A 22,474-nucleotide genomic window follows, 5' to 3' on the forward strand; every position below is an offset into this window, starting at 1 on the left:
ACCCAGTGCACGAAGGGCACCCAGACCATGAATCCATCTTCTACTGTTCGCGGCTCGTCCGGCCAGCGGGGCGGTCGGCATGAAGCCGTCACTCCCTCCTCAGTCAGGGAATACCGCCGAGAGCGCCAGCACCTCTACCCCTACGAGGAGTACGAGGCTGCGCTCGCGGTCGGCGGCATCGTCCGGTCCTACTGCGGCATCGACGAGACGATCCTGCACGGAGACTCAACTGATCTGGCGGAGGTAGCCGACCCCGACGCCAACGACTGCGTCACCTGCGTCGACATCTGGTCCGGCCGCCAGCGAGTGCGGCTGTGAGTCCCGCTGGCGGACGGCCGCGCAACCGCGCTCTGTGTTGTCGGTGCGGACAGCTTCGGACAGTCGCAGGGAACTACCGCGGCCGCCGCCCTCCTGGAGCTCCTGGAAGCCAGGAGCTCGGCCCGTGGTGCACCTGGCTGCACTGCGCACACTGCGGCGAGAGGACGGTCCACGCCCTCATCGTCGACACCCTGGCTGAGAGGTGGAGTCGGGAAGGGTGCGATCGCGAGCGACGTGATCGCCGCACCGACCGGCACCGCCGCCGGCTCGACCGACGCCTCCGCGCCTTGGCCGCCGATGGCGTCACGGTGATCCGCGCGCCATCCAGCGAACGCATGAACCTCGACGAGGCGATCATCGAGGTCATCGAGTACGCCGACGCGCGGGGCTTCGTCATCCGGGTGTGCGCCATAGCAGAGCCGAGCCGTGTGCTGCATGCCCTCGACTTCGCCGAGGACCTCATCGACGAACCCGCCCAGCTCGGCCCATGGGCCGATTGTTGGGAAGGACTCCGGCGAGGCCTGGCGCTCGTAGACCCGACTCGTTGACGGTCGAAGGGCCAGCGTCCCTACCTGACACACCACGCCCACTATGGGCGCCCACTTCGCCCAGAATGTCGCTGCTTCCTTGCGAGGATTGGCAATCCGCGAAGCGTGGGTTCAAATCCGACAGGGACTACCACGACAGGGACTACCAAGCTCGAGCACCGTTGTCCCCGGCTTCGCCAGGTGCCGCCAATCGTGGCTCGACCTGACGCACAGGGACGTCGCGGAGCCATTGCGTCAGTTCCTGCGGTCGCCGGGGCAGGAACGTTCCGAGACAACGAAGCTCGGGCGAGCTGGCCAATGCGTTCCGGATCGCTTTGTCCGTAAACACGGCATCGCAATACGGCACAGCGACCGACATCGCGTCGATGTCATTGATGTCGTTCGGCGTCCACTCGTGATTCGGATCCCGGTGGTAGCGAGTCTTTACGGACACAGCGACCCGAGTGGACGGCATCCCGTCGCTGAACCTCCGCATCGTGTGGCGGTCCGAGACGACCTCGTCAAGGCTGATGCCACGCGCCGTCGCCTCAGTGGTGATGTGGTCAAGCCACTCGTGGGTCAACTCGCGTGCGGCAACCACGTCGCGCAGCCGACCTCGTCGCCAGATGTCGTCCGCGTCGAGCTTCTTCGCAAGGTCGAGCTCGAAGTCCACACGGCTCCGGTGGGTGGCCTCCGACTTCTCGGGCGGGTACCCGTTGGCTCGAAGTGCGGGAATCTCCTCGTCCGACGGACCCCGGAGGAGGCTCCGCTCCATCATGAGGTTCGCCTCGGCCATTTTCGCCTCGTACACCTCGTCGCCGAGCTCTGCACGCACACGGTCACTGACGTCGTTCCCGTCGCGATCCTTGATGAGCAGACCACCTTTCATGCCGAAGGCCCAGCCAAGGCTTGTCCCGATTAGGTTGAGCGGCAGCCGGATGGGCGAAGAGTCGAAGTGGCGGTCGAACGCCTCTTCGATCTCGCACTGCGCGATCTCCGGCCGACCAAGCAGGTACCGAAATCCCGACAACTGCTCCATCACGTCTGCAAGCGCTATGCGCTGCTTCGGGTCCTTAATCGCGGCCATCTCGTATACGTGCGGAGTGGACAGCGGGAAGATCACCCGCTCGTCCTGGACTGCCAAGAGGGCGGCATCGAAGAGCTCCGAATAGGGCTTCAGTCCTGCCGGAGCAGCCTCGGCCTGCGACCGAGCAAGGTAGATAAAGTGGTTGAGGTCGAGGTACACGAGCTTGGCGAACGGTCGGAAGATCCGTGCAGGCCAGACGAGTTCGACCTCTGACGGGCGGTAGTCACTCATGGCGCACTAGTCACCAGGACCCTTGCGTCGACGCTCACGGCTCCACGCTACCGACGGGCTGCGACTCGATCGCGAAGGTTCGCTAGCACAACCGAGGTCCGACGCTGCCTGCGGTATTGCCAAGTGCGTGACGACACCCGAACCTGCCGATGGAGCGCGCGGCGCACAGCGGTGACCCCGGATCTTGCCGGTCGAGGCACCTGACCTGCACTAGCTGTCGCGCGGAGTGCTCCTGTCGCGTTGCGCTCGCCATCCGTCGATGATGTCGCACCTCTCGATACGTTGCGGGCATGGAGTTCACCGGCCTGCATCGTGCCCTCGGCGCCCAACCAAGCCCACTCACGAGCGAACTCATAGACGAAGCGGTTCGTGCCGGACTCAAGGAGTCGGACAACCTCGATTGGAAGAGCGATTTGCCACCAGCTAAGGACATCGCAAAGACCGACTTCCCCAAGGACGTCGCAGCGATGGCCAACGCAGGTGGCGGCGTGATCGTGTACGGAATCGCCGAGGAGCAGAAGGCCGCAACCCAGCGCCTCGACGTCGGCACGTTGAGCGAGGCTCATGAGCGTGCGCTCCGAAGCGCAGCGGTGACGGCGATCAGTCCACCTGTCTTTGGGCTGGACGTGGTGCGCCTCGGCGAGGACGGCGGTCGCGTTGTTGTCGTGGTGGTGCCGGACAGTCTCGACGGACCACACCTCATCTACAAGGGCGAGTACTTCGGCGCTCCGATCCGGAATGACGCAGACACTGTCTGGATGCGCGAGCGCCAGGTGGAGCAGATGTACCAGGCCCGTTTCGACGAGCGTCGCTACGCCCATGAGGCTCTCGACACGCTCTACGACGAGATGGCGACCGGCCGAGACACGACCGAACGGGCATGGTTTGTGGGGGTAGCCCGCCCGCGCGTGCCCATTGTTGGAGCACCCCGCATAGAACGTGAGTACGCTCGCTCGCTCGCCGAGAAGGGGGGCATCCTCGCACTGGTCTACGCAGGGCGGGGAGGAATACACCCGCTGGAGAATGTCGACCGCTTGAACCCACGGCCCGGACTTCGGCGGTGGATCCTCGCGAACTCAGCCACCACCGAGAGAACGCTTTGGAAAGAGGCTTGGTCGAGCATCCATGACGATGGCGCAGCAACCGTAGCGTCAGCCGTGGGCGGCCACAGAACCTCAGACGGTGAGACCTCGGGGGACGCGGTCGACACTTCGGCGATCGAGTGCGCCATAGCCGACCTCTTGGCCTTGGTTCACGAGACGGCCGATGATCTCGGCACCAGGGACTACGAGGTCAGGATCGGCATTGAGTGGGCTGGCGCCGGTCCGTTGACCTTCTACACGCGAAGCCAGTACGGCATCAACGAAACGGCGACGCTGCCGCGCTATACGACGATCCGTACTAGTATCCGCCCGGATGTCGACCCAGCCGAGTTCGCCGACATCGTCTACGACCTGGCAACCGACGCCGTAAACCAGGCGGGCGTGCGGGCGCCATCACTGATGTCGAGGTCGGTCTCAGACTGACCCGGACGGATCGAACGTTCGGATCTCGCGGGTCGTCGCGAGCCCATGCACGCCCAAACCCTGGCAGCCGTTCCGACAGGAGCAGCGACGCGTCGATTCGCAACGACAACAGCAGCGCCCCATTCCGCCGCCAGCACCCTGATTCGGCGCCGCGAGCCTAGGGGTCGAAGTGCCTGGCTCGTGTCGGGGGGCGAGCACAGGGGTGCCCGGTGGGGGCCCTTCGTCGCGAGAGTCTTGCCGTGACGGATTGACGCCAACACACGCTCACACCCGCGACGACGAGAAGAGAACCTGTCGGAGCAAGTCCGGCCGCGTCAGGAGCTCAAGTAGGTAGAGATACGCCAACAGGGGCAAGTCGTGATGGATGGTGCCGTCGTGGTGCGTGAGAAGCGCGTCCGTTCGTGGCACCGCGTCCTCCCGGTTTGATCCGTGCCCGTGCGTCGCGTTACGCAAGACGCGGATGTACTCGGCAGCGGCCTGTTCGGGCGTGAAACTCTCTGTGGATCCATCCGCCAGATTGAAGTCGATGGAGGCGGCCCCCGTTTGCCGACGCAGGTAAAACCCATCCTGCACTTGTTCGAGCGCTCGTACAGCGCGCTCCGCCGCCGGCAGGAAAATCTCTTGCGCCTCGGAGTTCATGTCCTTCCGAACTTGGTCCAACGTCCGCGATGCGAACGAATGCGTGCAAAGCTCAACCAGCCTCCGATCGGTAAGACGCTCGAGCGTGTCGAGGACCGTGAACATCATGACGCGCCTGGCGTCGCCGTCTCGGTGCGAACGCTGGATCGACCCGGTTCGGCGAAAGACTTGGTCGAGACTAAGTAGGGCGTGCTGGTGGTGGGCCGGAACGTAGCGTCCGTCTGCATCCGAGAAGAGCGCAGGATCTGAAATGACGCTCAAGGTCTTGTCGAGACGTCGCGCCCACCACGTCATCGCGGCGGCGGATGCGTTGACGGACAGGTTTGGTAACGATGTCGCCGTCAACGCCTCACGGGACGGCAACAACTGAAGCGGCTCAACGGCTTCGCCGGCGGTCCCTGCGACTGCCGTGCCGAGCGTATAGATGATGGTGCCGGAGAGACGCGTCGCTGAGAATGCCCAGACATATGGGGATAGGGCGCCCAGTAGTGGCATCAGGTAGGAATCGAGGTGGGCGAATCCGTCTCCGAGTCCGTCGGACGCAGCGAAAACCACCTCCCCGTCGGCGTTGGCCGTCTTGATGTCTTCGAGGTCGGCCTGTTGAAGTTTCCCGTCTCGGGCGATCCGCAATAGCACTGCTGGGATCTTCGAGCGGTGCAGCAGGGCAGGATTGCGGCGAACGAGGAAGACCCCAGAAGTCGGGAACACTCGCTCGTCGGTCGAAGCTAAACGACACTCCCGAATGTCGTCGGCGACCGTCTCCACGGTCTCGGCGCTCATAGTCGGGTCCGCGAGCATCGTCTGGAGTTGGTGGAAGGCGAGCCCAGGAGCGATTAGCCCGGCAGCAGTGCCTTTCTCCGCGGACCTTTGAACGCGAGCCAGCTTCATCTGGGTCGCCTCAAGGTCGCCGTCGCTGAGGTAACGGGTCGAACGAACCTCTGCCTCGGCGACCTGGAGCGGTTCGTAGTTCGCCCTAGTGAGCGGCGGTCCCGCCAACTGACGCATAGTGACGAGCCCAGGACGCTCGCGAGATCCCCGCTCCAACGTCTCGATCCGAAACTCGTCAGGATCGAGTCCCAGACTGGGGATGCTCCTTAGCCGAGCGGCCTCGATGAACCCATCGACGGCACCGTTCCACATCCACTTCGGCAGCGTCATGATCGTGCTGGCCGGGGGCTCGGTTGCCATGCGTTGAAGCGTAGTGACGGCGTTGCGCGCGGCCTAACGGTTTGCGCTGAGTAGGAGCAGAGTTCAGCTGTTGGCCAGTGCACCTTTCCCGCGACTGGGTGCGCCATTCCGCCGCGAGGCGGCCGCTCTAGATGAGTTCGACTGTAGGCGCGGCGACCCAGGCGGCATCGACGGCATTGCTGGATCCCCCGCGCCGCCTTGGTGGTCGGGGTCGTGCCGCTCGCTAGGCCAGGGTTGGCGGCCAGCTGGCTGCACCGGCGTCATGGCACTGCCCGAAGACTTCGACGGGTACTCAGGTCATCGACCGTCCTGAGGTTGGGTGGTCGGGCTCGCCGCCGAATAGACGCCGCGCGAGCTCGAGCCGAGGGTGCCCCGTCCACGTACCTATCGGCAGCTCCCAGAACCTATCCAGGGCGCAGCCGCTCCGCTCGAAGTTGTCATTGAAGTCCCCGGCAAACATCAGCATGTCCGATGCGCGATCGTCCGGCGGGCCGCTCAGTGCGATGTCCGCCCACAGGTCTGGCGGCGACGGAACCGTCGAGTATTCGTCGTCTGCCCAGCCGGCGTCCGGAATCACGTACAGCGGTCGAGGCGGCCAGACTCCGATCTGGGCCTCACAGTCGCATGCAAGGCCGAGCTGTTCATCAGCAGTCACGACGAGCGCCAGGATCAGCAACTCGAGCGCTTGCACATCACTACTTGCGATGCTGGGAGTTGGTGGTGGAGATCCTGCGGTACGCCCGAAGCTGTAAACGCCGCCACGGCGCCAGACCAACCCAAACGCGCCGTCGTCGTGGAGCTCGACCACCACTTCCGCCGGTTGACCGATCGGCTCGCGATCCGCGCCTCTCAACTGCCGAGTCGCGCTGAAAACGTGACGGCGTAACGCACGCCGCGGGATCACGGCCTCTCCGAGCAGATTAATCGGAAGACCACAACCGCCCAGCAACTCGATGGAAAGCTGGGTTGAGAGCGCGACCGCAGCCTGTACCCAGGCGGTTGCGGTGTGGCTTGGGTGACTCCCCGGGAGGACACCACGTCTCGGGCGGACGGGAAGCACCGCGACGACGACGCTGCCCGAGTCGTGGTCATCTTCTGTAACGTGACGCTGATCCGTCTCTCGGTGGAGGTCTGCGAGATCGGATACGCGACGCCGGCGGCCCTCGATGCGTTGGCGATAGGCGGCTTCGATTTGCTTCTCCACCATGTTCAAGGTGTCGGGTCCCGACCGGTAGGGCGCTATTAGCCATCCGTCGTTACCACCGTCGCGCTTCGGTTGAACAAGGTGTGGGGCGTCATCGCTCTCAGGTATCGCAACGGCGAGGACGTGCGATGTGCCATCAGTCAGGTGGATGCAATCAACGCGAACTGGCGGATAGATCAGGTTGTAAGCCACTTGGCGTACCCGCCTGACCTGTTCCCCGTCAGCGAGGTCGCCGACACTGGCGATTCCGGAGGCGAGCCCGCCGGTTTCTTGCACCCCGTACACCACCATGCCTCCGCGGCCATTCGCCATGGCCGCGAGATCCTTCGCAAGTTCAAGCGCGCGCGCTCGGACCTCGAAATCACCGCTAGAACCGGCCGACGGGAGCGGCAGGTCTCTCTTCCAGTCCAGCTGTTCACTTTCCGCGACCCGTTGGTCGCACGCCTCCACAACGAGTCCAAATGTTAGGGCTGAACCGGTCCGGCCAAGAGCCGCGTGAAGTGGAGATGTCACGGTGTCAAGTTAGCGAAAGCGGACGCCGCACGGGTCGCGGCTGCCCAGCAATCGAACCCCAATGAGCCAGGCCTGCATGGCGAACTCATCCGTGGCGCTTCTCATGCACTGCATTGGCAACTGCGTCATTCCGCGAGCGCATCCGTTGGCGTTGGACGCGCTTCACTCCTGCCGCCGGGAGCGTGGATTCGTGGCTCTGGCGAGGGTTGTCTGCATGGTGGGCAAACATGCGTCGATCATCCAGGTCTCGCAGCCGCGCAGTGGAGTCGGGTCACCGTGGACACGCCGACCGCCCACGCGCCAAGGGCACTTGAACGGACGCCAGGGAGTCGGCAAACGTCCATCCCGGGCAAACCTCTATCCCGTAAGTGGGTTGTCCACGACCCCATGGCCTGAAGTCTCGAAGGGGCGCGAGACTCCCCGACATTCCTTAAGGCACCTGTCGCAAGTCACATCAATACCTGGCGTGAAGTGATCGCCCAGGAACCGCCGAAGCTCATCATGGGTGACGCCCACTTTCTCTATTCGAGCATCCGGTTGTGCAGGACGTCCGACGAGCGAAACCTCGAGCATCTCAGCTTCCTCGATTATTCGATGACACACCTCGCCGTTATAGTCGTTGCCTGTCACATGCAGGCAGTCCTCGGGGTCGGACCCGCAGATCGAGCAGCTCGACCGCTTGACGATGTACCCGATGCTTAGACCGACACGGTTGTGCGCGAGCGCGACGGGGCACTCTATCGTGTAGGTCGCCCCGTTTCGCGGAACTCGGCAACCACGGCTGGAGTGTCCTCAAGCCAGTTCATCGCGCTCCGAAGCGCCCGCATGGCCTCCCGCAGGTAGCTATCGGCAAGCTCGCGATCAGATCGCGTAGGCGCGGCTGAGATGATGCGAGCCGCTCGGCCGAAAAGTTGCGAGCCTCGGCGGAGCGCGTCATGACCCTCAGTCCGAATCATCGACATCGTGGTCGGGTTCAGGCGCATCGTTCTCAGCCACGTCCTCGTTTGCACCCGCACCGGCGTGGTCATTAGTAGTCGCGCCCCCGTCACCCGACCCGAGCGCCTCTGTTGATGGCGCGGGGAGGCCAGCTGCCTGGACGAATCCAGCGAAGGACTCACGCACCTCGCTTCCCAAGCCATGCGCGTTGAACGTCGAATGTGTGCCATCCGGCAGCTCGATTTCCCACGTCACGTGCAGGACGTTGTCAGTTGTCGAGGTGTCGTCGCGGTACTTCCTGGTGTATTCGTCTAGGAGTTCCCACAGGACGATGGCGAGAAAGTTGCTGAGCAATGACAGGAGCGCTGGGAGCCAAATCTCCATCGCCTTGAAGCCAACCTCGGCGCGCGCCTCGCGAGGGTCGCGAAACTCAACCACCAAGCCCCGCGCGTGGAGCAACTTCACAAAGTCAGTAGTCGATTCCGGGTACGGGTGGACACCCCCCTCGAGCCCGAAGTCGGCACCGGGCTGCCCCGGAATACCGGGCAGAATTACGACCTGTTCCTGCATGTCGACTCCCAACCTCCTTCTACCGCACGGGCGGCATGCAGTCCCTTGCCCGTTTCCTAGCGATCGAACCCGCCCGACGCCGCGAGCGCAACCCCTGCCCAGGGTTGCAATGCGAGCCATTCTCAGGCGCCGCGGCGCGTTCTATGGGTCCTGAGGTCGGCGCTCTGCCGGCCTCCACCAAATGGGTCCTGAGTTGCCGCATCTCGCCGTCGGGCATGCGCTCAGGAAAGGTCCAGTTCTCCCCACGACCGCGGCCGCCCGTCAAGACCACGCCCGGCATCGGAGCGTGAGCCCGCTTCGACGGCGCTCAAGACTCATCTCGTTGGCACGTCATACCGCGTCAGTCAGTTCGCGCGTCGCCCATAGCTCGAGGTGACTCTCCATCAGAGGCTTGGCCCGCTCCGTCGCCCTCGGGCGATCCCGTGCACGAAGGCGTGCGACCCGGTAGCAGCTCAGCGGGACCGGTGGCGACCGGCCGACCCAGACCCAATGCAAGAGCACCGGCCGCATCTCGGGCGGTCGTCCTCGTCTCCCGAGCGATGCGCACGATCGACCTTCCGGTCGTCCAGGTAAGGACTGACCGGCCCACGAAGAACGTAAGAGCGCTCAACCCCCCGCACAGCAAGGACACGCGGACGAAGAGTTCGGCTGTGTCCATGTCTTCACCTCGCCCCGTAACCACTGGCCGACCCGGTCAGTAACCGCTGACAGTTACCGAAGGTGGCATAGTTTTGTCGAAGAGTGGTAGACATTCGTCTATGGCCGCCAATGTCCGGTACAGCCTTCGACATCGCATCTCGCCGAGCCGCGCTCGCGCAAGAACTGGACCCGACCCCACGTCATCGGGTGCCGCGGAGCCTGACGCCGAGACCACAGCAGCAGGGGGATCCACCGTGGACTCGACAGGCTTCTACGAGGCAGGTGCTCACCGTCGAGTCCGGCTCCGAGAGACCTACGTACGAGATGTCGTCGCGCCGCTGCTGGGCCGCGGCGCCGGAGGCGCAGTCAAGGTCGATCTTCTACTCCGCGCGCTCGCATGGAACAGTTCGGACGAACCCGGCCTGGTGTCGCCCGATCTGACTTGGGAACGCCTACACGACTGGTGTCGACCACCTGCCGACTTCGGTCAGACAGACCGCATACTCAAACGCAAGTGGGTTAGCGACAAGCTCGACCAGTTGGAGCGGGTCGGCACTCTGCGACGCGAACGGGGCAGCGGGCGTCCCAAGATTGTCGTGCTCTCGGACGCGCGGAACGGCGCGGCACTGGACGATCCTGCCGCCGCTCTCAGCCTCGGAATTCCGGATGATCAGCACTTAGCGCCTGCGGCCTCTTCCGCCGCCGCATCGCATCCGAACGACACCTACGTCTCGGTTCTGTGCGACGGATTCGAGTACGGACGTTTCACCCGTTGGGAGGGTCCACAATTCGCCGCCTACTTCGCGGCAATGATCGGCGAACGGTATGCCCGCAACGACCCGCTGATGAGGCCACTGCTCGCCGAGCGGCCGGCCGGCGCGGGCATATGGTTTCGCAAACTCAACTGGTTCGCCGACGTTGAGAACCTTCGGCCAGACCACCACATCCGCATCCCATTCTCGGAAAGGACCCTGTCGCGCGGGTTCGCACTGCTACGCGATGAAGGCTTGGTCTCAACCGTGCGTTCCGCGACCGACCCGCGAACCGGACATCCATTCCGCACGAAGTACGGTCGTCAGATCTACTTCAATGGGTTTCACGACCTTCGCGTCCGGCGACGCCAAGCGCTTCAGTCGCCACGGGCGATGCACGCGGTGCTCGCGCGGCCACACGCTTCAGACGATGCCGCGATCCTGGCGCTCCTCAGCAAGAGCTAGGTCCCGAATCGCCGCGGCCTCGTTGAGGCTCTGTCTCCCGGAACTAGCCCGATCGAAACGGTGGCCCAAGGCAACGCAATGAAGCGTCTGCGTGACCGCCTCGCCGCTCGATCTCACTCGATGGCCGCGATTAGAATCCTGCGTCATTCCGCCGCATATGACTGTCAAGAAGCTGGGGCCGTCGTCGTCGGCGCGACGCTCGTCGCCCCCCTTTGTCGTCTCCCTTGTTTGGCGCGCCCCAGCAGCGGGAGCGTGCTGGTGCGACTGGGCGCAGGCCATCCAAAGCGGTTGACGGCGGCGTCGGTGGTTGCAGTCGACCGGTATATCGGTTCCGTCGACTGCTCCATCGGCGATGGGCTCGCTGTGACCACGGTGCAACGCCGTCCTACCGCCGAGTCCCTGCGCTGGTGAAGGAAGCGGTCGCCCATCCGAAATCCAACGAGGGCCGATCCAGTCGCTACCGCGCAGGCGCCCTGCCTGGTCGTCGGCCGAGGTCGCCGGGTTGGCGGTCCGAACGTGAGCGATCACGATGCGCGTGGTCCTCGGGTGTGAGAACCGGCACGGAATCTCGTCTCGGGCCTGGGTGGACCGATGCAATTGACGCCGCCGACTGTGCCGCGGTCACGAGTTCACGGCTTGCACTTTGAAGGGCCTCAGCGACAGGCGGCGGAACTGGGATCGTGCGCTTGGCCAGAATGTCCGCGGGTGACACCCAGACGACGTCCTGGTCTGCAAGCGGCGGGGTGGCCATCCCGGTTTCGATGTCGTTGTGTGCTCGGATTGATAGGGCGCGGGCCGCTCCGAAGAGTCGGGGGCTATTTGCCTTCTCGGCGACGACCTGCGCTAGTTCGACACTGGTTTCGAGGCAGTGGCGCATGGCGTCGGCGGCTCGCCCCAGGCCGGGGCGGGTGGCGATGATCTCGGGGCAGGCCAGCTTCGCGTTGTCATGGGTGAGCTCGCGGAGCGCGGCGCGGACCTCGGCTGCCGCCCGGATTAGGGATGGGTCGAGCTGTGAGCCGGCCGGAGCGAGGTCGGTCCAGCGACTGGCGATGTTGCTCCAGGATCTGCCGGCGGCGGTGACGGCGGAGACCAGCCGGGGGGCGCCGTCGAGGAGATCGGCGTGGCCGGCGGCATCGATGAGGACTAGACCCGTGGACGCGAGGAGGCCTTGGGTGCGAGCGACGAGAACGATGTTGGCCGGTGCGGGGTCGGTTGCGAGTGTGCGATGGGCTTGGATCTCCCACTGCGCGAGTGCCTGCGGGATTCGGCTAGGGTCGCCCACCGGATGAGCGACCTCCCCGTCGACCGCCTTCGCGAAGCGGCCAGCGAGGTAGTCGGCGCAGATGCTCTCGCTGGCGACGATCCTGCCGATCCACTGGGTCGTCGGCGCGACCGCGTAGGGAGAATGCACCGGCGACAGCGCGACAACGCGGCCCCGAGCACGTGCGGCGTCGACCAGGTCGCGGCCATGCTCGTGGAGGGCGACGTTGACGGCGTGCGCGCTGACATAGAGGCCATGCATGACCCGGCTACGGGCCGCTGCCAGGTCTCGCTGCACGTCCACCCGCAGAGTTGCGATCTCGGTGCCGTAGCGGCGAACCAGCACCGTGGCTGTGTGGAGAGTCTCGGCCAGCTCGATCATTCGCGGATCCGCTTCGCCGGGCCCGGGCCAGGTGCGCGCGCGGGTCACGCTCGCCTCGATTCGGGCGGCCTGCGCCGCGACGCGCTCGATGTGGTCACCAAACGGGCTAGGCCCGGGAAACGCCCCCCAGAGCTGACGCGCGGCCTCGACGACGGGTGGCCAACCCCGTAGCAGTGCGCCGGCGTCATCGCCGCTGACGTCGATGAGCATCTGGCGGGATCGGTGATCGACGTCGAACAGCATCTCGCCGACGCTGCGTCCCTCGGATGTGGGGCATGCGGCGTGCTCGGCGTCGAAGAGTGCCTCGTCGCGGTCGCCGAACGTTGCCGGGATCTCAGTAGTCAAGGCCGCGTGCTTCCCTGATCAGGTCGCACAGGTCGACTACCAGTTCTGAGTTGTCGACCACGTCGATTCGGCTGCCGGGCTGGCGGACAGGTAGGCCCCGGGTCAGTTCCTCTGCCGCGGTGATCATCTGCAGTGCGGTGCGGTCGTCGACCTCGACTTCGGGCAGCTCGAATTCACGCGGCAGCAGGGCGGCGGCTCTCCCATGAGCCAACTGGACTCCCAGGCCGAGGGAGTGCACCGCGGCGGCCGCCGGCGCCTGGTCGGCGTGACTCCAGAGCTTGAGCGCAGCGTGGTGCAGCAACTGGACGGCGGCACCAAGACGGGTCCAGGTTTCGTCTGCAGCGCTCGTGCTCACGGGTTGTCCTTCCCTCGGAGTTGGTCTGCGGCCCATCCACCCACGCAGCGGCGGCACCCTGCTCGGGCCCTCCCTGCGCCTGTGGATAACTCCGGCGGCGTCGGTGGCTAGGCACAAACTGGTCTCGATCGACTAGGTCGCAATCGGGCGGTCCGGCGATCACGAAGGCGGAAAGTTGGCGTTCTCACTAGTGCGGACTGGTTGGAGTTGGCTCGAGATGAAGGTGCCGAGGAGCGTGCTGAGGGTGGTGATCCTGGGGCCGGCGCTGCTGGCGAGCGGAGTCTCGCTTCTGGTCGTTCTGGCGCTGCTGCCGCCGGATGTGAGCCTCCTGGCGTTTTTACTAGGCGCTGGCTGGCTCGCTGCGCTCGCGGCTGGGGCCGGGGAGGGGCCGCTTGTAGAGGTTCTGACCCGGTCTCGTCGTGCCACAGCAGCCGAGCTGGAGGTCCTTGACCAAGTCGTGGTGCGGGTGGCCGGTCTCGACGTCGACGCCGCATGGGAGGTCCGAAGGGTGTACGTGCGGCGGGCGCCGCGTGCCGCGATGCCAGCTGCCCTGCGGGTCGGTCGCCGGTCGGTGGTGGTGACGCCCTGGGTGGTCGGGGCCGTCTATACCGGGGCGGTCACCGTCGAGGAGGCGACGGCGGTCCTTGCCCACGCCCTCGGAAGCCATCGCGCGGCGCGGCCGCGGTGCGAACTCGCGGTGCTAGCTTTCACCTTCCCGTGGCGGGCGATCCGCGATTTGACTCGAGGTATCGGTGCCGGCTTCGCCTCGATCTCGCTGGTGCGGTCGGCCTGGCTTCTCCGCGGGCTGGTCGGGGTCGTGTGCGTGCTGCAGTCGGTCCTGGAGGGCCGTGCGGCAATTGGGGTGCTGGCCGGTGTAGTGATCGCGCTGAGCTATGCCGTGCCGGCGGCCGAGCGCGCCTGGGCGACTCGAGTGTGGGTCGCTGGCGACCAGTTCGTGGTCCAGGCGGGCCTGGGATGGGCATTGGCGGGCCTGCTGCGCCGGCACCGCTACCCAGTGACGATCGAGCGCCTTCAGCGGCTGGATGCGCCTGCGCCGCCGTCGCGGGTCTTGCGGCTGGTGCGCAACTGAGCTTCGCGCGCCGTCCCGACTTCTACTCGTCGTTGGCGAATCCGGAGCGGGAGAAGTGCATGCAGCCTTTGCCGTCGCCGGCGTGGGCCTTGTGGTTCAGGCACGGCAGCGTGCCGAGCATGTGAGGGCACTCGACCCATCGCTGAGCTGAGCCTGCCCGGGCCGGAACGGTCTCCGTGGTCGCCGTAGTGGTGTGCAACATCGTGACTCCTCCGTTCTAGCGACGCGGACCGCCGCCGCGCCGGCCGTACTGCCTGGGGGCGTACTGGCTGCGCTGGTAGGCGGCGGCGTCGGAGTGGTCGTGCTGACGGCCGGAGCGGTGCACCTGGGCGATCTCGGCATCGGAGGAAGGGCTGGTCTCCTCAGCGACTGCGTCCTCGCTGGCATGGATTTCCTGGGAGCGCTGACGGGCCTCTTCCTCGAGCGCGGCTTCCTGGCGTTCGGCTTCGCTGCTCATCGGCTTCTCCTATGGTGATGGATCCGATCGGTCCGTGGATCCTCCTGACCTACTAGGTTCCGGAGCCAGCCGCGGGCGATCACTCCCGGATCAGCAGTTGCCCCACAGGCCCTCGTTGTGCTCTTGCGCGCTGCCGGCGGCGCTCTCGTGGGCGTCCCGGCGGGCCAGTTCGGGGCTGGTGTCGTACAGCCGGGCCGCTCCGGCGGCGATTAGCTCCTGGGATACGTCGACGCCGCGGACGTCCACGTATCGCAGAAGCCGGCGGGACAGAGGAGCGCCTACTCCGCTCCGACGATGGAGTCCCTGCCCGGCGAGGACGAACTGCTCGGCGCGCTGGCTTCCGTCACGCCACCTTTGCCCTCGGGAGACGGCGCCGCGGCGCTCGAAGAGAGTCGCTGCGGCGAAGCGCCCGCCGGGTTCTCTAGGCCCGCGCGGATCCGCTAGCGTGCCGGCCCGCGGCTCGGCGGCTCGTGGGAACTTGTCGAGGACCACTCATGCGTGCGGCCGTCATGTCGGACGAGCGCGGGCCGACTGTCTGCGACCGGCAGCTCGACGCCGCGGTCGTCCTGGGCACGGACGTAGGCCGCGAATCCCGGGATGGTGAAGCGCAGCACCCCGCGACGAGGCGCCTCGATGATCCCCTTGCTGATCAGGCTGCGGCGGGTCATGCCCAGCGCCTCGGTGTCCACGCCCATCTCAGCGGCCACCGCACCGCGTTTGATCTCTGAGTCTGTATGGCGGGCCATGGCGAGCAGCAGTGCCTTCTCGGCGTCGGTGGCCACGTCCCAACGTGCGTGGAACAGTGAAGCGATATCGGCCTCACTAGTTGCCCGGCCCCCTTCCAGGTCGGCGAGCGTGAGCGTGGCGCCCTCCGCAGGCTGAGCCGCATCCCACGTGGCGGCGCCGATGATCTGCAAGGACTGCGGGTAGCCGCCGCCAGCCGTTACCGCGGCGTCCAAGGCGATCGCGTCCCAATCGACGCCGAGTCGCCGGGAGGGTTCGATGAGCACCGCCTGGGCGGTCGCCCGGTCGAGCTCGTGCAGCACGAACTCGTGGGTGCGCTCACCGAACGTCGCGGCGCGCGTCAGGTAGGCCTTGGTCTCCGGCAGACCAGCACCCATGACGCCCAGCGGGTAGTCCTCGCGGTCGCCCTCCATGTTCTGCACAGCGTTGAGGAGGACCGCTGCGTCAAGGACCGCCCGCGGATCGGGGTCATACTCGCGCTCCCGGCGCGACTGGAGGGGAGCATGCAGCTCGTCGATGATCAGCAGCAGGCCGGCGCCGCCGGCCTCGCGCACCATGTTGGAGGCGCGGTGGAAGAAGTCCTCCACCGGTCCGACCAGGGCAGGGGAGCCCCCGGCCGCATCCTTGGGACGAGCGATCTTGGCGGAAACCTTCGCGAGACCGACCCCGACCTCCACGCCGACCTCCTGGAGCCGGTTGCCGCGGCCCGGCTTGGCCAAGTGGCCGGCACGGTCCAGGGTGCGGGTCACGCGGTCCACGACGTCAGCCAGGAACGGCTGGTGCTTCACGCCCGAGACCCAGGCGACGACGAAGCCCGACTCCTGCGCATGTGCCTGCACGTCACGCAGGAGGGAAGTCTTCCCGAGGCCACGGGGCCCGGTCGCCACCGCGAGCGGGCCCATCATCTCGCCGTACACGACCACCCGAGCCAGGCGATCGCGCAGCCGACGGCGTTCGACTTCGCGGCCCACGAAGACGCGCGGGCGGCCGCTGGGTGTGTAAGGGTTAGGAAGCACCCCGCCACCGCCTTTGCTGTCGGTACAGATGTCGGTTACAGATCGGGTCTTCTGTAACGCCCGCCCTGTTGCCGTTACAGAAGGGACGCTGAGCGCGTGGTTGCCGCACGGCGCCGAGTTCACTGACCAGTCCGGTCACGCGGAGGTCACTGGGCTCGGTGGCGCGACTGAGCCGAACCCGAGAAAGACTCTCCGTGCCGCTCATGCTCTCTCATGCCCGTCCGCGCGGCGGCCGGTCAGGAGTCCCACGTCTGGGTTGTGGATCCAGTCGATGCGTTCTTCGGGCCTGTACAAGTCGGGCGAGGGGACGTCGACCAGCCGCCGCATCCTCTGCTCGACACCTGAGGAGTCGTCCCGCTGGTGGTTGCTGTCCATAGCAGATCCCCTCATCGGCTGGGCGTGCCGCGGTTGGGGCCGCCGGGGTTCGGCGGGACGTCTCGGTGGAGCCGGTGCCCGGACGGGCTGGGGACGAAGGTCTCGTCGAGCGCGCTGGCGAATGCGCGCATCTCCTGGCTGTTGGCCTCCCACTCGCTCGGAGGCAAACCCTCCTGGACGGCGGTGGCGACGAGGGCAGCCATGGCGTACCTCTGCCCCCCGGGAGGGACTTGGTCCAGCGCGCACCATGCGCGGGCGCCGTCCCCGCCCAGCCAGCTGGAGAACGCCAGCATCGAGGCGGCCTGCGTGCGGACCACGTCGGGGGCGCGGCGAGTCAGGTCGGTCCACAACGCGATGTTGGAGGAGGTGTTGTCGCGGCTGATGTCATTCCAGACCGCGTTCCGGGTCGGGATGTGCTCAACAGCCACGAGCAAGCGCGCGGCGTCGTTGTGGCTGAGTCGGTTGCCGTCGATGTGGAACTGGTCGATCCGGCCGAGAGCCCACTCCAGCTCCGCGCTCGGCGTGTTCTTCTGCTCCACCTGAGCGCGAACCCGCGGAAGTGCCTCAGCGAGCGGCGCACGATCGCCGATCATAGAGACGGCCAGCGACTGCCGGCTCGAGGCCGGCTGCTTGGCACCCGCGGCGACAGTCAGTGCGGCGATCTTGCTGGCGGTGTCCTCGTTGCGCAGACCCGCCTGACCGCTGTTGAACTCGACCCATCGGTCGTCGTTGGCCCACAAGCGCAGCGGGACCTGGATCCCGACCCGTTCCATGGCAGTGCTGAGGCGCTGGCTGGACAGCTCGGCGTTGCGTCGGTCCTCGGTTACGCAAACGATCGCGACCATCGCACCGGGGTGTGCGTTGCGGCCGTATGGTCTCAGGACGTTTCTGAGTAACTTCTCCCGTTCGGTATCCGTCCGCGGCAAGTCCGCCCGTGCGACGGGCAGGCCGCGGGTGAACGGGACCAGCACGATCGACTCCTCGGGCTTGAAGCCCAGGACGTGCGGCAACGCGGCAACGAGCTCGTCGGGGGATTGAACAACCAGGTCCATCGGAGATCTCCCTCGCGCTCAGTTCGCCGCATCAGCAGCCGGCGCAACCCGCTCGAGACGGACCGAGTTGCGACGGAGCGAGACCGCCACATTGCCGAACCGGTGGTCGACCACGACGTCGTCCCTTGTGCGCTTGCGGCCGGTCTCCATGTCCGTCCAGGTCTCGGTCTGCCCCACGCCCTGCACGGCGATCGGTGTGCCGCGGCCAGCGGAGTCATGAACATGGTTGGCGAAGGTGCCGTAGATCTTGACGTTGTGGGCAGTCGGCTCGGCGTCGACCCACTCGCCGACGTCGTGGGTGACGCGACGACTCACAAGCACCCGGCAACTGATGAAGGGCTTGTCGTCCTGGGTGTAGAGCAGTTCAGGCTCCTTGGCGAGGTTCCCGGCAAAGGCGACGAAAGTGGACATCGGATCCTCCTGAGTTCGCGGGGCGTTGGCCATCCCGTGACCAACTAGGTCGGATCCGGTCAGTCGGGCGATCACACCGGGCCATCCGAAAGCCAGGCTGCTTTTGTCTCAGTGGGTCACCAGGTTGTCGAACCGCTTCTCGAAGGCCACGCCCCCACGCCCTTGCCTCGAGTCCTGGTGACGCCCGACTGGTGGTAGTCGCCGACCCGGCACTCGGAGGTCATCGCATCATCGGGATACGACGAGCTGACCCCAGCGTCCGCCGGCAGGAGTGACTGTTCGTACTTGCGCGCCAAAGTGCCCGGGTCCGACAGCAGACTTCCGCTCGTCGGACTCACCACACGGCCGAAGGCGCGGCACAATCACGACCCCGGAGAGCAAGCCACCGCCTATCCCGCGCAAGATCACTCGGCTGGCGCAAGACGTCGGGGAAGCCCGCCGGCCCCCGAGCGACGTCGAGGCGCGGATTGGGAAGCAGTTCGGCGCGCACGCCGAGAATCGCAAGATGGCTGCGCAGCGGGTACCTGAGTTCGCTGAGGCGCTCTCGAGCTCAGGGAGCCGAGGAGTCCCGCCCACGAGCGCCGAGGAAGCCGGAGCGAGGGAGACGTGCGAGCGCGTGGGGGCCCGTCCGGCCACGCGGGGCTACCAGAGACCGTAATGCGCCACCGGTAGTGGTTGCCGCGACTATGCCTCGGAGACGGCCGACAACACCCGGTAGCGGTACGGCCGATCCGCAGAACGCTCGCTGACAACCTTTGCCCTGCGGTCACCGACGAGGCGGGCGGTTAGTGAGCCTCGCAGGGGGCGGCGGGAGAGCCCGTCGGCCGCGGCGTTGACGGGTGAGCGCCGCGGCCGCGACCGCGGCTTCCTGAACGAAGGCCGAACGGGAGATCACACGTCCGCTGTGCCGGCGCTCGCCGACAATGGCGTCCTGAATGAGGCCGATCGTTGTCGTGCTGAGCGGATGACTCGTCCGCAACCCGCCACCCGACCTTGTGCCCGATGCCGTCGTCTCCGCGAACGCGGCCCGTTCGGCCGGCGTACGCGCGGCATGCCGTTCAATCGCTCGGTGGAGCCAGCGCAGGAAGGCGCCGGGCGCTGACGGGTCGTCGTCGAGGTCGGCGACGTACGCCGATCGTGCCAAGTCCCACAGGTCGCGCCTCCAGTAGATCCCGACCCGCTCGGTCTTGGGTTCACGGCTCACGGCTCACCACTCCCCCGCCTCTCGTGGCATGCGACGCACCCGGAGGGTGCTGGCGCTTGCGTGTGCGGTGCCCCGGCGTCGAGGCCGCGCTGGAGGCCGGCGTCATCCGACCGGCGTACCTGGACCCGCGCCTCCACTCCGTGCGGAGGCATCACGCCCCGCGTTCTGCCCCGGTCTGCCGTCGTCCAAGGGCCGCCGTAGGCGCGTCGCCTCCTTCGCGCTGACCTGCTCGTCGCACCACTCGACCGCCTCGGCCAAGGAGAGCCCCTCGACGTCGGTCAACTCCCGCAGCGCCGCCCCGGCGCGCTGCTCCGCCTGCGCTACCGCCTCGTCACGCTCCACGATCGCGGTCACCACCTGGACCGCCAGATCCTCGATCCGACGCTCACGCTCGATCCGCGCGCGCCGCCGCCGCTCGACCATTCCCCGCGCCGTCTTTCGCGCTGACTGCTTGGTCGTCTGTTGGCTCATCGGGTCATCCCTCGCTCATCTTGGCTGGACTCTGTCACCAGAAAAGGACGCAGAGCGCGCACCGGGCGATCACCCGCCGCCCGCAAGTTCCACCACAGCGCTATTCGTTCAGACCGACCCGACGTATCCTCGCCCGCGGCGAGATGCTCTCCATCCACGACATCGCGCCCACAAGATCTACTGGCGCAACGCACAGAGAGCCCCTGCCGACGGCCGAGTGCGGTTGTGCTTGATCTGGGCGAAGACGGGCTCGATCGCCCCGGCTCTCCGCTTGTAGGTCCGCCGGCCGCGGGGACTGTCGATCTTCGTGATAGCGGCAGCGGTGAGCTGGTCGGGGTCACCGGCTGCTCGCCGTCGCAGAATCTGGTTGATCCGAGGCACCGAGACACCGAGCTGCTCGGCGGCCTCGTGTTTGGTCAGTTTCCCGATTGGACCTGGTCGATGACCTGACTGCGGTGCTGCTCGGTCTCGGCGATCTTGCGGAGCTTGCGGGCGCGGCCGGGTGCAATGAATGACTCCACCCCGGCCAGGTTCATGTTGTGCTCGCTCCAGTAACCGGCGTCGGCCACCACCCGACGGAGCCTGACACCGCCTACAGCGCTCCCCGATCTCTTTCGGATGCCTTTGACTGCAAGTTCACTGGGTAGCGGGGGCCATGTTTGAACCGCCTGTAAGTCTTCGTGGCGGTTGGCCTGGGGCTGACTGGCAGGGTTAGCGCCGGTCGCTCAGCGCTCGTTGTGACTCTTGAATCGCCTGACCCCTCGGGGGTGTCATGCCCGGGATCTGTCCAGCGGGTGCTGGGTGCCGGCGCCGACCCTGGCCCACAACGATGGCTTGATCAGAAGCATGTCCACCATGGGGATTGCCTTCCCCTCGGTGTGGCTCATTACAGGCCCGCCTCGTCGTGACTTCTCACCCGGGCTGACGCCGGCAACGACGTCCAACCCGATTAGTGAGGAGAACATCGCTTTGTCCAGTCTGCATGCCACCGTGGCCGACTTCTACCGCTACGTCGTTGGGGTCGACACCCACGCAGCGACGCACAGCTATGCCATCGTCGCCGCCCCCAACGGCGCTTTGGTCGACCAGGCCACCTTCCCGACGACGCCGGCGGGTCTGCGGCGTGCCCGTGACTGGATCGGCCGTCGCACCGATGGCGACCTCGATGGTGTGCTGGTCTCTGCTGAGGGCACCGGCTCCTACGGCGCTGTTCTCGGCGACGTGCTCGAGGACGCTGGCTACCGCGTCGTCGAGGCGCCTACACCGCGACGCGATCGCGGCCGCGGCAAAACCGACACCCTCGATGCCGTCCTGGCTGCGCGATCCACCCTGGTGATGGCTCTGGCCGAGCTGCGCGACCGCCGTGCAGGTGAAGCACACACCGCCTTGCAGGTGCTCACCGGCGCCCGTGACCAGCTCAACGCCGACCGGCTTCGATGCATCAACGCTCTCACCGCGCTGGCCCGCGGCCACGACCTCGGCCTGGACGCTCGACGAGCGCTGACCGCACAGCAGATCGCCACCGTTGCGGCCTGGCGCCGCCGCGACGAACCGCTCGGGGTCGCGACCGCACGCGCCGAGGCGGTTCGGCTGGCCAAGCGCATCCTCGTCCTAGACGACGAGCTGGCCTCGAACCGCGCTGACATCGCGCGACTCGTCGAAGCTGAGGCGCCCGAGCTGCTCGACCTACCGGGGATCGGGGCCGTTACCGCTGCGATCGTGCTGACGGTGTGGTCCCACCCAGGCCGGATCCGCAGCGAAGCGGCATTCGCTCAGATCGCTGGCACCTGCCCGATCCCGGCCTCGTCAGGCAACACCGTGCGGCACCGCCTCAATCGTGGCGGTGACCGCCGGCTAAACCGGGCACTCAACACCGTCGTCCTCACCCGCATGCGCACCGACCCCGGCACCCGCGCCTACATCGACCGACGGCTGGCCGAAGGCAAGACCAGCAAGGAGATCCGACGCTGCCTCAAGCGCTACGCCGGCCGGCAGATCTTCCGTACCCTCGCCGCCGCCCACCGCGCACCCGATGCGTTCACTTCAGGGCTTGACGCGACATAGAAGCATCCCGGAGTTTCCGGACACTTCGGATCGTGTCTCTACCCGGTCGGGATGAGACCGTTTCGTGCAGCGTAGTGAACTTCCTCGGCCTGGATTGGCGTCAGGTCGTCGATCGATTCATGGGTGCGCTCGTGGTTGAACCAGTCGACCCACGTCAAGGTGGCGAGCTCGACGTGCTCGACGTCGCGCCAGGGCCCTTCGGGGCGGATCAGTTCGGTCTTGTAGATCCCGATCTGGGACTCGGCCAGGGCGTTGTCGTAGGCATCGCCCACCGAACCGACGGAGCCGTCTACGCCGGCCTCGATCAGCCTGCTGGTGAAGGCGAACGAGGTGTACTGACCGGGTTCAACCGGTGGATGCAACACCGGCTTGTTGGAGCAAGAGTAGGTGCTCGTTGAAGGCTTCGGCGGGTGTCTTCTATCCCAGGGTCTTGCGGGGCCTGGTGAGTGCGTGAGCGACGGCCTCGATCTCCTCGGCCGACCACCGGGGCAGGTCTGTGCCCTTGGGGAAGTACTGGCGCAGCAGCCCGTTGATGCTTCTATGTCAAGCCGCCTGCTGGCATCTGGTGATCTGGTGCGTCCAGGTCGCCTGGTCCTCGAGCATCGCCCGGTGGACGACGTCGACCAGGTGTCGTTGGAGGATGCGGCGAGCGC

Annotated in this window: 21 protein-coding genes and 2 pseudogenes; 6 read left to right on the forward strand and 17 right to left on the reverse strand. The window is 66.4% G+C overall.

Translation table 11 applies throughout. The features are described from left to right. Positions 1-27: 27 nt before the first annotated feature. Complete coding sequence (locus D0Z08_RS28285; RefSeq protein ID WP_118928635.1) at positions 28-318, forward strand: hypothetical protein; 291 nt, start codon at positions 28-30, stop codon at positions 316-318. A gap of 287 nt (positions 319-605) precedes the next feature. Further along, positions 606-866, forward strand: a complete 261-nt coding sequence (locus tag D0Z08_RS28290; protein WP_147381561.1) for a hypothetical protein — start codon at positions 606-608, stop codon at positions 864-866. A gap of 142 nt (positions 867-1,008) precedes the next feature. On the opposite strand, the gene D0Z08_RS28295 is transcribed toward D0Z08_RS28290, so the two are convergent. Continuing rightward, positions 1,009-2,163 carry a hypothetical protein gene (locus D0Z08_RS28295; protein ID WP_118928637.1) on the reverse strand — a complete coding sequence of 385 codons (1,155 nt, stop codon included), beginning with the start codon at positions 2,161-2,163 and terminating at the stop codon, positions 1,009-1,011. 290 nt (positions 2,164-2,453) lie between these two features. Between D0Z08_RS28295 and D0Z08_RS28300 the strand changes: the two genes are divergently transcribed. Continuing rightward, positions 2,454-3,689, forward strand: a complete 1,236-nt coding sequence (locus D0Z08_RS28300; protein ID WP_118928638.1) for an AlbA family DNA-binding domain-containing protein — start codon at positions 2,454-2,456, stop codon at positions 3,687-3,689. 264 nt (positions 3,690-3,953) lie between these two features. Here the strand turns inward: D0Z08_RS28300 and D0Z08_RS28305 are convergent, their stop codons facing one another. From D0Z08_RS28305 to D0Z08_RS28315, 3 genes are all read right to left on the reverse strand, one after another. Further along, entirely contained in the window at positions 3,954-5,516 is a 1,563-nt protein-coding gene (locus tag D0Z08_RS28305) for a hypothetical protein (RefSeq protein ID WP_147381562.1), read from the reverse strand. 292 nt (positions 5,517-5,808) lie between these two features. After that, complete coding sequence (locus D0Z08_RS28310) at positions 5,809-7,170, reverse strand: AlbA family DNA-binding domain-containing protein (RefSeq protein WP_182481533.1); 1,362 nt, start codon at positions 7,168-7,170, stop codon at positions 5,809-5,811. A gap of 1,005 nt (positions 7,171-8,175) precedes the next feature. Further along, positions 8,176-8,739, reverse strand: a complete 564-nt coding sequence (locus D0Z08_RS28315; RefSeq protein ID WP_118928641.1) for a hypothetical protein — start codon at positions 8,737-8,739, stop codon at positions 8,176-8,178. 893 nt (positions 8,740-9,632) lie between these two features. Between D0Z08_RS28315 and D0Z08_RS31770 the strand changes: the two genes are divergently transcribed. Then, positions 9,633-10,595, forward strand: coding sequence for a hypothetical protein (locus D0Z08_RS31770; RefSeq protein ID WP_147381563.1), 963 nt, complete (start codon positions 9,633-9,635; stop codon positions 10,593-10,595). Between the two features lie 457 nt (positions 10,596-11,052). On the opposite strand, the gene D0Z08_RS28320 is transcribed toward D0Z08_RS31770, so the two are convergent. Both D0Z08_RS28320 and D0Z08_RS28325 read right to left on the reverse strand, forming a co-directional pair. Continuing rightward, positions 11,053-12,480 carry a hypothetical protein gene (locus D0Z08_RS28320; RefSeq protein WP_182481534.1) on the reverse strand — a complete coding sequence of 476 codons (1,428 nt, stop codon included), beginning with the start codon at positions 12,478-12,480 and terminating at the stop codon, positions 11,053-11,055. A 91-nt stretch (positions 12,481-12,571) separates the two neighbouring features. Continuing rightward, entirely contained in the window at positions 12,572-12,937 is a 366-nt protein-coding gene (locus D0Z08_RS28325; RefSeq protein WP_118928643.1) for a hypothetical protein, read from the reverse strand. Between the two features lie 235 nt (positions 12,938-13,172). On the opposite strand from D0Z08_RS28325, the gene D0Z08_RS28330 reads away from it, so the two are divergent. After that, positions 13,173-14,027 carry a hypothetical protein gene (locus tag D0Z08_RS28330; RefSeq protein ID WP_182481535.1) on the forward strand — a complete coding sequence of 285 codons (855 nt, stop codon included), beginning with the start codon at positions 13,173-13,175 and terminating at the stop codon, positions 14,025-14,027. Positions 14,028-14,049: 22 nt separating this feature from the next. Here the strand turns inward: D0Z08_RS28330 and D0Z08_RS31775 are convergent, their stop codons facing one another. The 9 genes from D0Z08_RS31775 to D0Z08_RS32415 all read right to left on the reverse strand — a co-directional run bounded on the left by D0Z08_RS31775 (position 14,050) and on the right by D0Z08_RS32415 (position 20,329). Then, positions 14,050-14,229 (reverse strand): hypothetical protein, encoded by a 180-nt coding sequence (locus D0Z08_RS31775; RefSeq protein ID WP_147381565.1) that lies wholly within the window; start codon positions 14,227-14,229, stop codon positions 14,050-14,052. A 15-nt stretch (positions 14,230-14,244) separates the two neighbouring features. Continuing rightward, entirely contained in the window at positions 14,245-14,484 is a 240-nt protein-coding gene (locus D0Z08_RS28335) for a hypothetical protein (protein WP_118928645.1), read from the reverse strand. A gap of 90 nt (positions 14,485-14,574) precedes the next feature. Then, on the reverse strand, positions 14,575-14,730 hold the full coding sequence (locus tag D0Z08_RS32400; protein ID WP_182481536.1) for a hypothetical protein: 156 nt from the start codon (positions 14,728-14,730) through the stop codon (positions 14,575-14,577). A gap of 194 nt (positions 14,731-14,924) precedes the next feature. Continuing rightward, a complete protein-coding gene (locus tag D0Z08_RS28340; protein ID WP_182481537.1) occupies positions 14,925-16,244 on the reverse strand; it encodes an AAA family ATPase in 1,320 nt (439 codons plus the stop codon). A gap of 201 nt (positions 16,245-16,445) precedes the next feature. Beyond that, a complete protein-coding gene (locus D0Z08_RS32405; RefSeq protein ID WP_182481538.1) occupies positions 16,446-16,619 on the reverse strand; it encodes a hypothetical protein in 174 nt (57 codons plus the stop codon). Positions 16,620-16,630: 11 nt separating this feature from the next. Next, the gene (locus D0Z08_RS28345) at positions 16,631-17,671 is read right to left on the reverse strand and encodes a DUF4192 domain-containing protein (protein WP_118928647.1); all 1,041 of its coding nucleotides are present in this window, start codon (positions 17,669-17,671) and stop codon (positions 16,631-16,633) included. An 18-nt stretch (positions 17,672-17,689) separates the two neighbouring features. Then, positions 17,690-18,082 carry a single-stranded DNA-binding protein gene (locus tag D0Z08_RS28350; RefSeq protein WP_182481539.1) on the reverse strand — a complete coding sequence of 131 codons (393 nt, stop codon included), beginning with the start codon at positions 18,080-18,082 and terminating at the stop codon, positions 17,690-17,692. Positions 18,083-19,388: 1,306 nt separating this feature from the next. After that, on the reverse strand, positions 19,389-19,757 hold the full coding sequence (locus tag D0Z08_RS28360) for a hypothetical protein (protein WP_147381566.1): 369 nt from the start codon (positions 19,755-19,757) through the stop codon (positions 19,389-19,391). Between the two features lie 416 nt (positions 19,758-20,173). Then, positions 20,174-20,329 carry a hypothetical protein gene (locus D0Z08_RS32415; protein ID WP_182481541.1) on the reverse strand — a complete coding sequence of 52 codons (156 nt, stop codon included), beginning with the start codon at positions 20,327-20,329 and terminating at the stop codon, positions 20,174-20,176. 397 nt (positions 20,330-20,726) lie between these two features. Here D0Z08_RS32415 and D0Z08_RS28370 point away from each other — a divergent pair, with 397 nt between their 5' ends. Continuing rightward, on the forward strand, positions 20,727-21,821 hold the full coding sequence (locus D0Z08_RS28370; protein ID WP_182481542.1) for an IS110 family RNA-guided transposase: 1,095 nt from the start codon (positions 20,727-20,729) through the stop codon (positions 21,819-21,821). A gap of 38 nt (positions 21,822-21,859) precedes the next feature. On the opposite strand, the pseudogene D0Z08_RS28375 reads toward D0Z08_RS28370, so the two are convergent. Together D0Z08_RS28375 and D0Z08_RS28380 are read right to left on the reverse strand one after the other, a co-directional pair. Further along, a pseudogene (locus D0Z08_RS28375) lies at positions 21,860-22,159 on the reverse strand (transposase); the annotation flags it as partial. Between the two features lie 7 nt (positions 22,160-22,166). Further along, positions 22,167-22,364: pseudogene (locus D0Z08_RS28380) on the reverse strand (IS30 family transposase); the annotation flags it as partial. Positions 22,365-22,474: the final 110 nt, after the last annotated feature.

This window comes from Nocardioides immobilis (assembly GCF_003515065.1).
GTDB lineage: Bacteria > Actinomycetota > Actinomycetes > Propionibacteriales > Nocardioidaceae > Nocardioides > Nocardioides immobilis.

Coding starts and splice junctions, on each gene's coding strand:
- D0Z08_RS28285 (WP_118928635.1), top strand. CDS start 28: ATGAATCCATCTTCTACTGTTCGCGGCTCGTCCGGCCAGCGGGGCGGT.
- D0Z08_RS28295 (WP_118928637.1), bottom strand. CDS start 2,163: ATGAGTGACTACCGCCCGTCAGAGGTCGAACTCGTCTGGCCTGCACGG.
- D0Z08_RS28300 (WP_118928638.1), top strand. CDS start 2,454: ATGGAGTTCACCGGCCTGCATCGTGCCCTCGGCGCCCAACCAAGCCCA.
- D0Z08_RS28305 (WP_147381562.1), bottom strand. CDS start 5,516: ATGGCAACCGAGCCCCCGGCCAGCACGATCATGACGCTGCCGAAGTGG.
- D0Z08_RS28315 (WP_118928641.1), bottom strand. CDS start 8,739: ATGCAGGAACAGGTCGTAATTCTGCCCGGTATTCCGGGGCAGCCCGGT.
- D0Z08_RS28320 (WP_182481534.1), bottom strand. CDS start 12,480: ATGCTGTTCGACGTCGATCACCGATCCCGCCAGATGCTCATCGACGTC.
- D0Z08_RS31775 (WP_147381565.1), bottom strand. CDS start 14,229: ATGTTGCACACCACTACGGCGACCACGGAGACCGTTCCGGCCCGGGCA.
- D0Z08_RS28335 (WP_118928645.1), bottom strand. CDS start 14,484: ATGAGCAGCGAAGCCGAACGCCAGGAAGCCGCGCTCGAGGAAGAGGCC.
- D0Z08_RS32405 (WP_182481538.1), bottom strand. CDS start 16,619: ATGGACAGCAACCACCAGCGGGACGACTCCTCAGGTGTCGAGCAGAGG.
- D0Z08_RS28345 (WP_118928647.1), bottom strand. CDS start 17,671: ATGGACCTGGTTGTTCAATCCCCCGACGAGCTCGTTGCCGCGTTGCCG.
- D0Z08_RS28350 (WP_182481539.1), bottom strand. CDS start 18,082: ATGTCCACTTTCGTCGCCTTTGCCGGGAACCTCGCCAAGGAGCCTGAA.
- D0Z08_RS28360 (WP_147381566.1), bottom strand. CDS start 19,757: ATGAGCCAACAGACGACCAAGCAGTCAGCGCGAAAGACGGCGCGGGGA.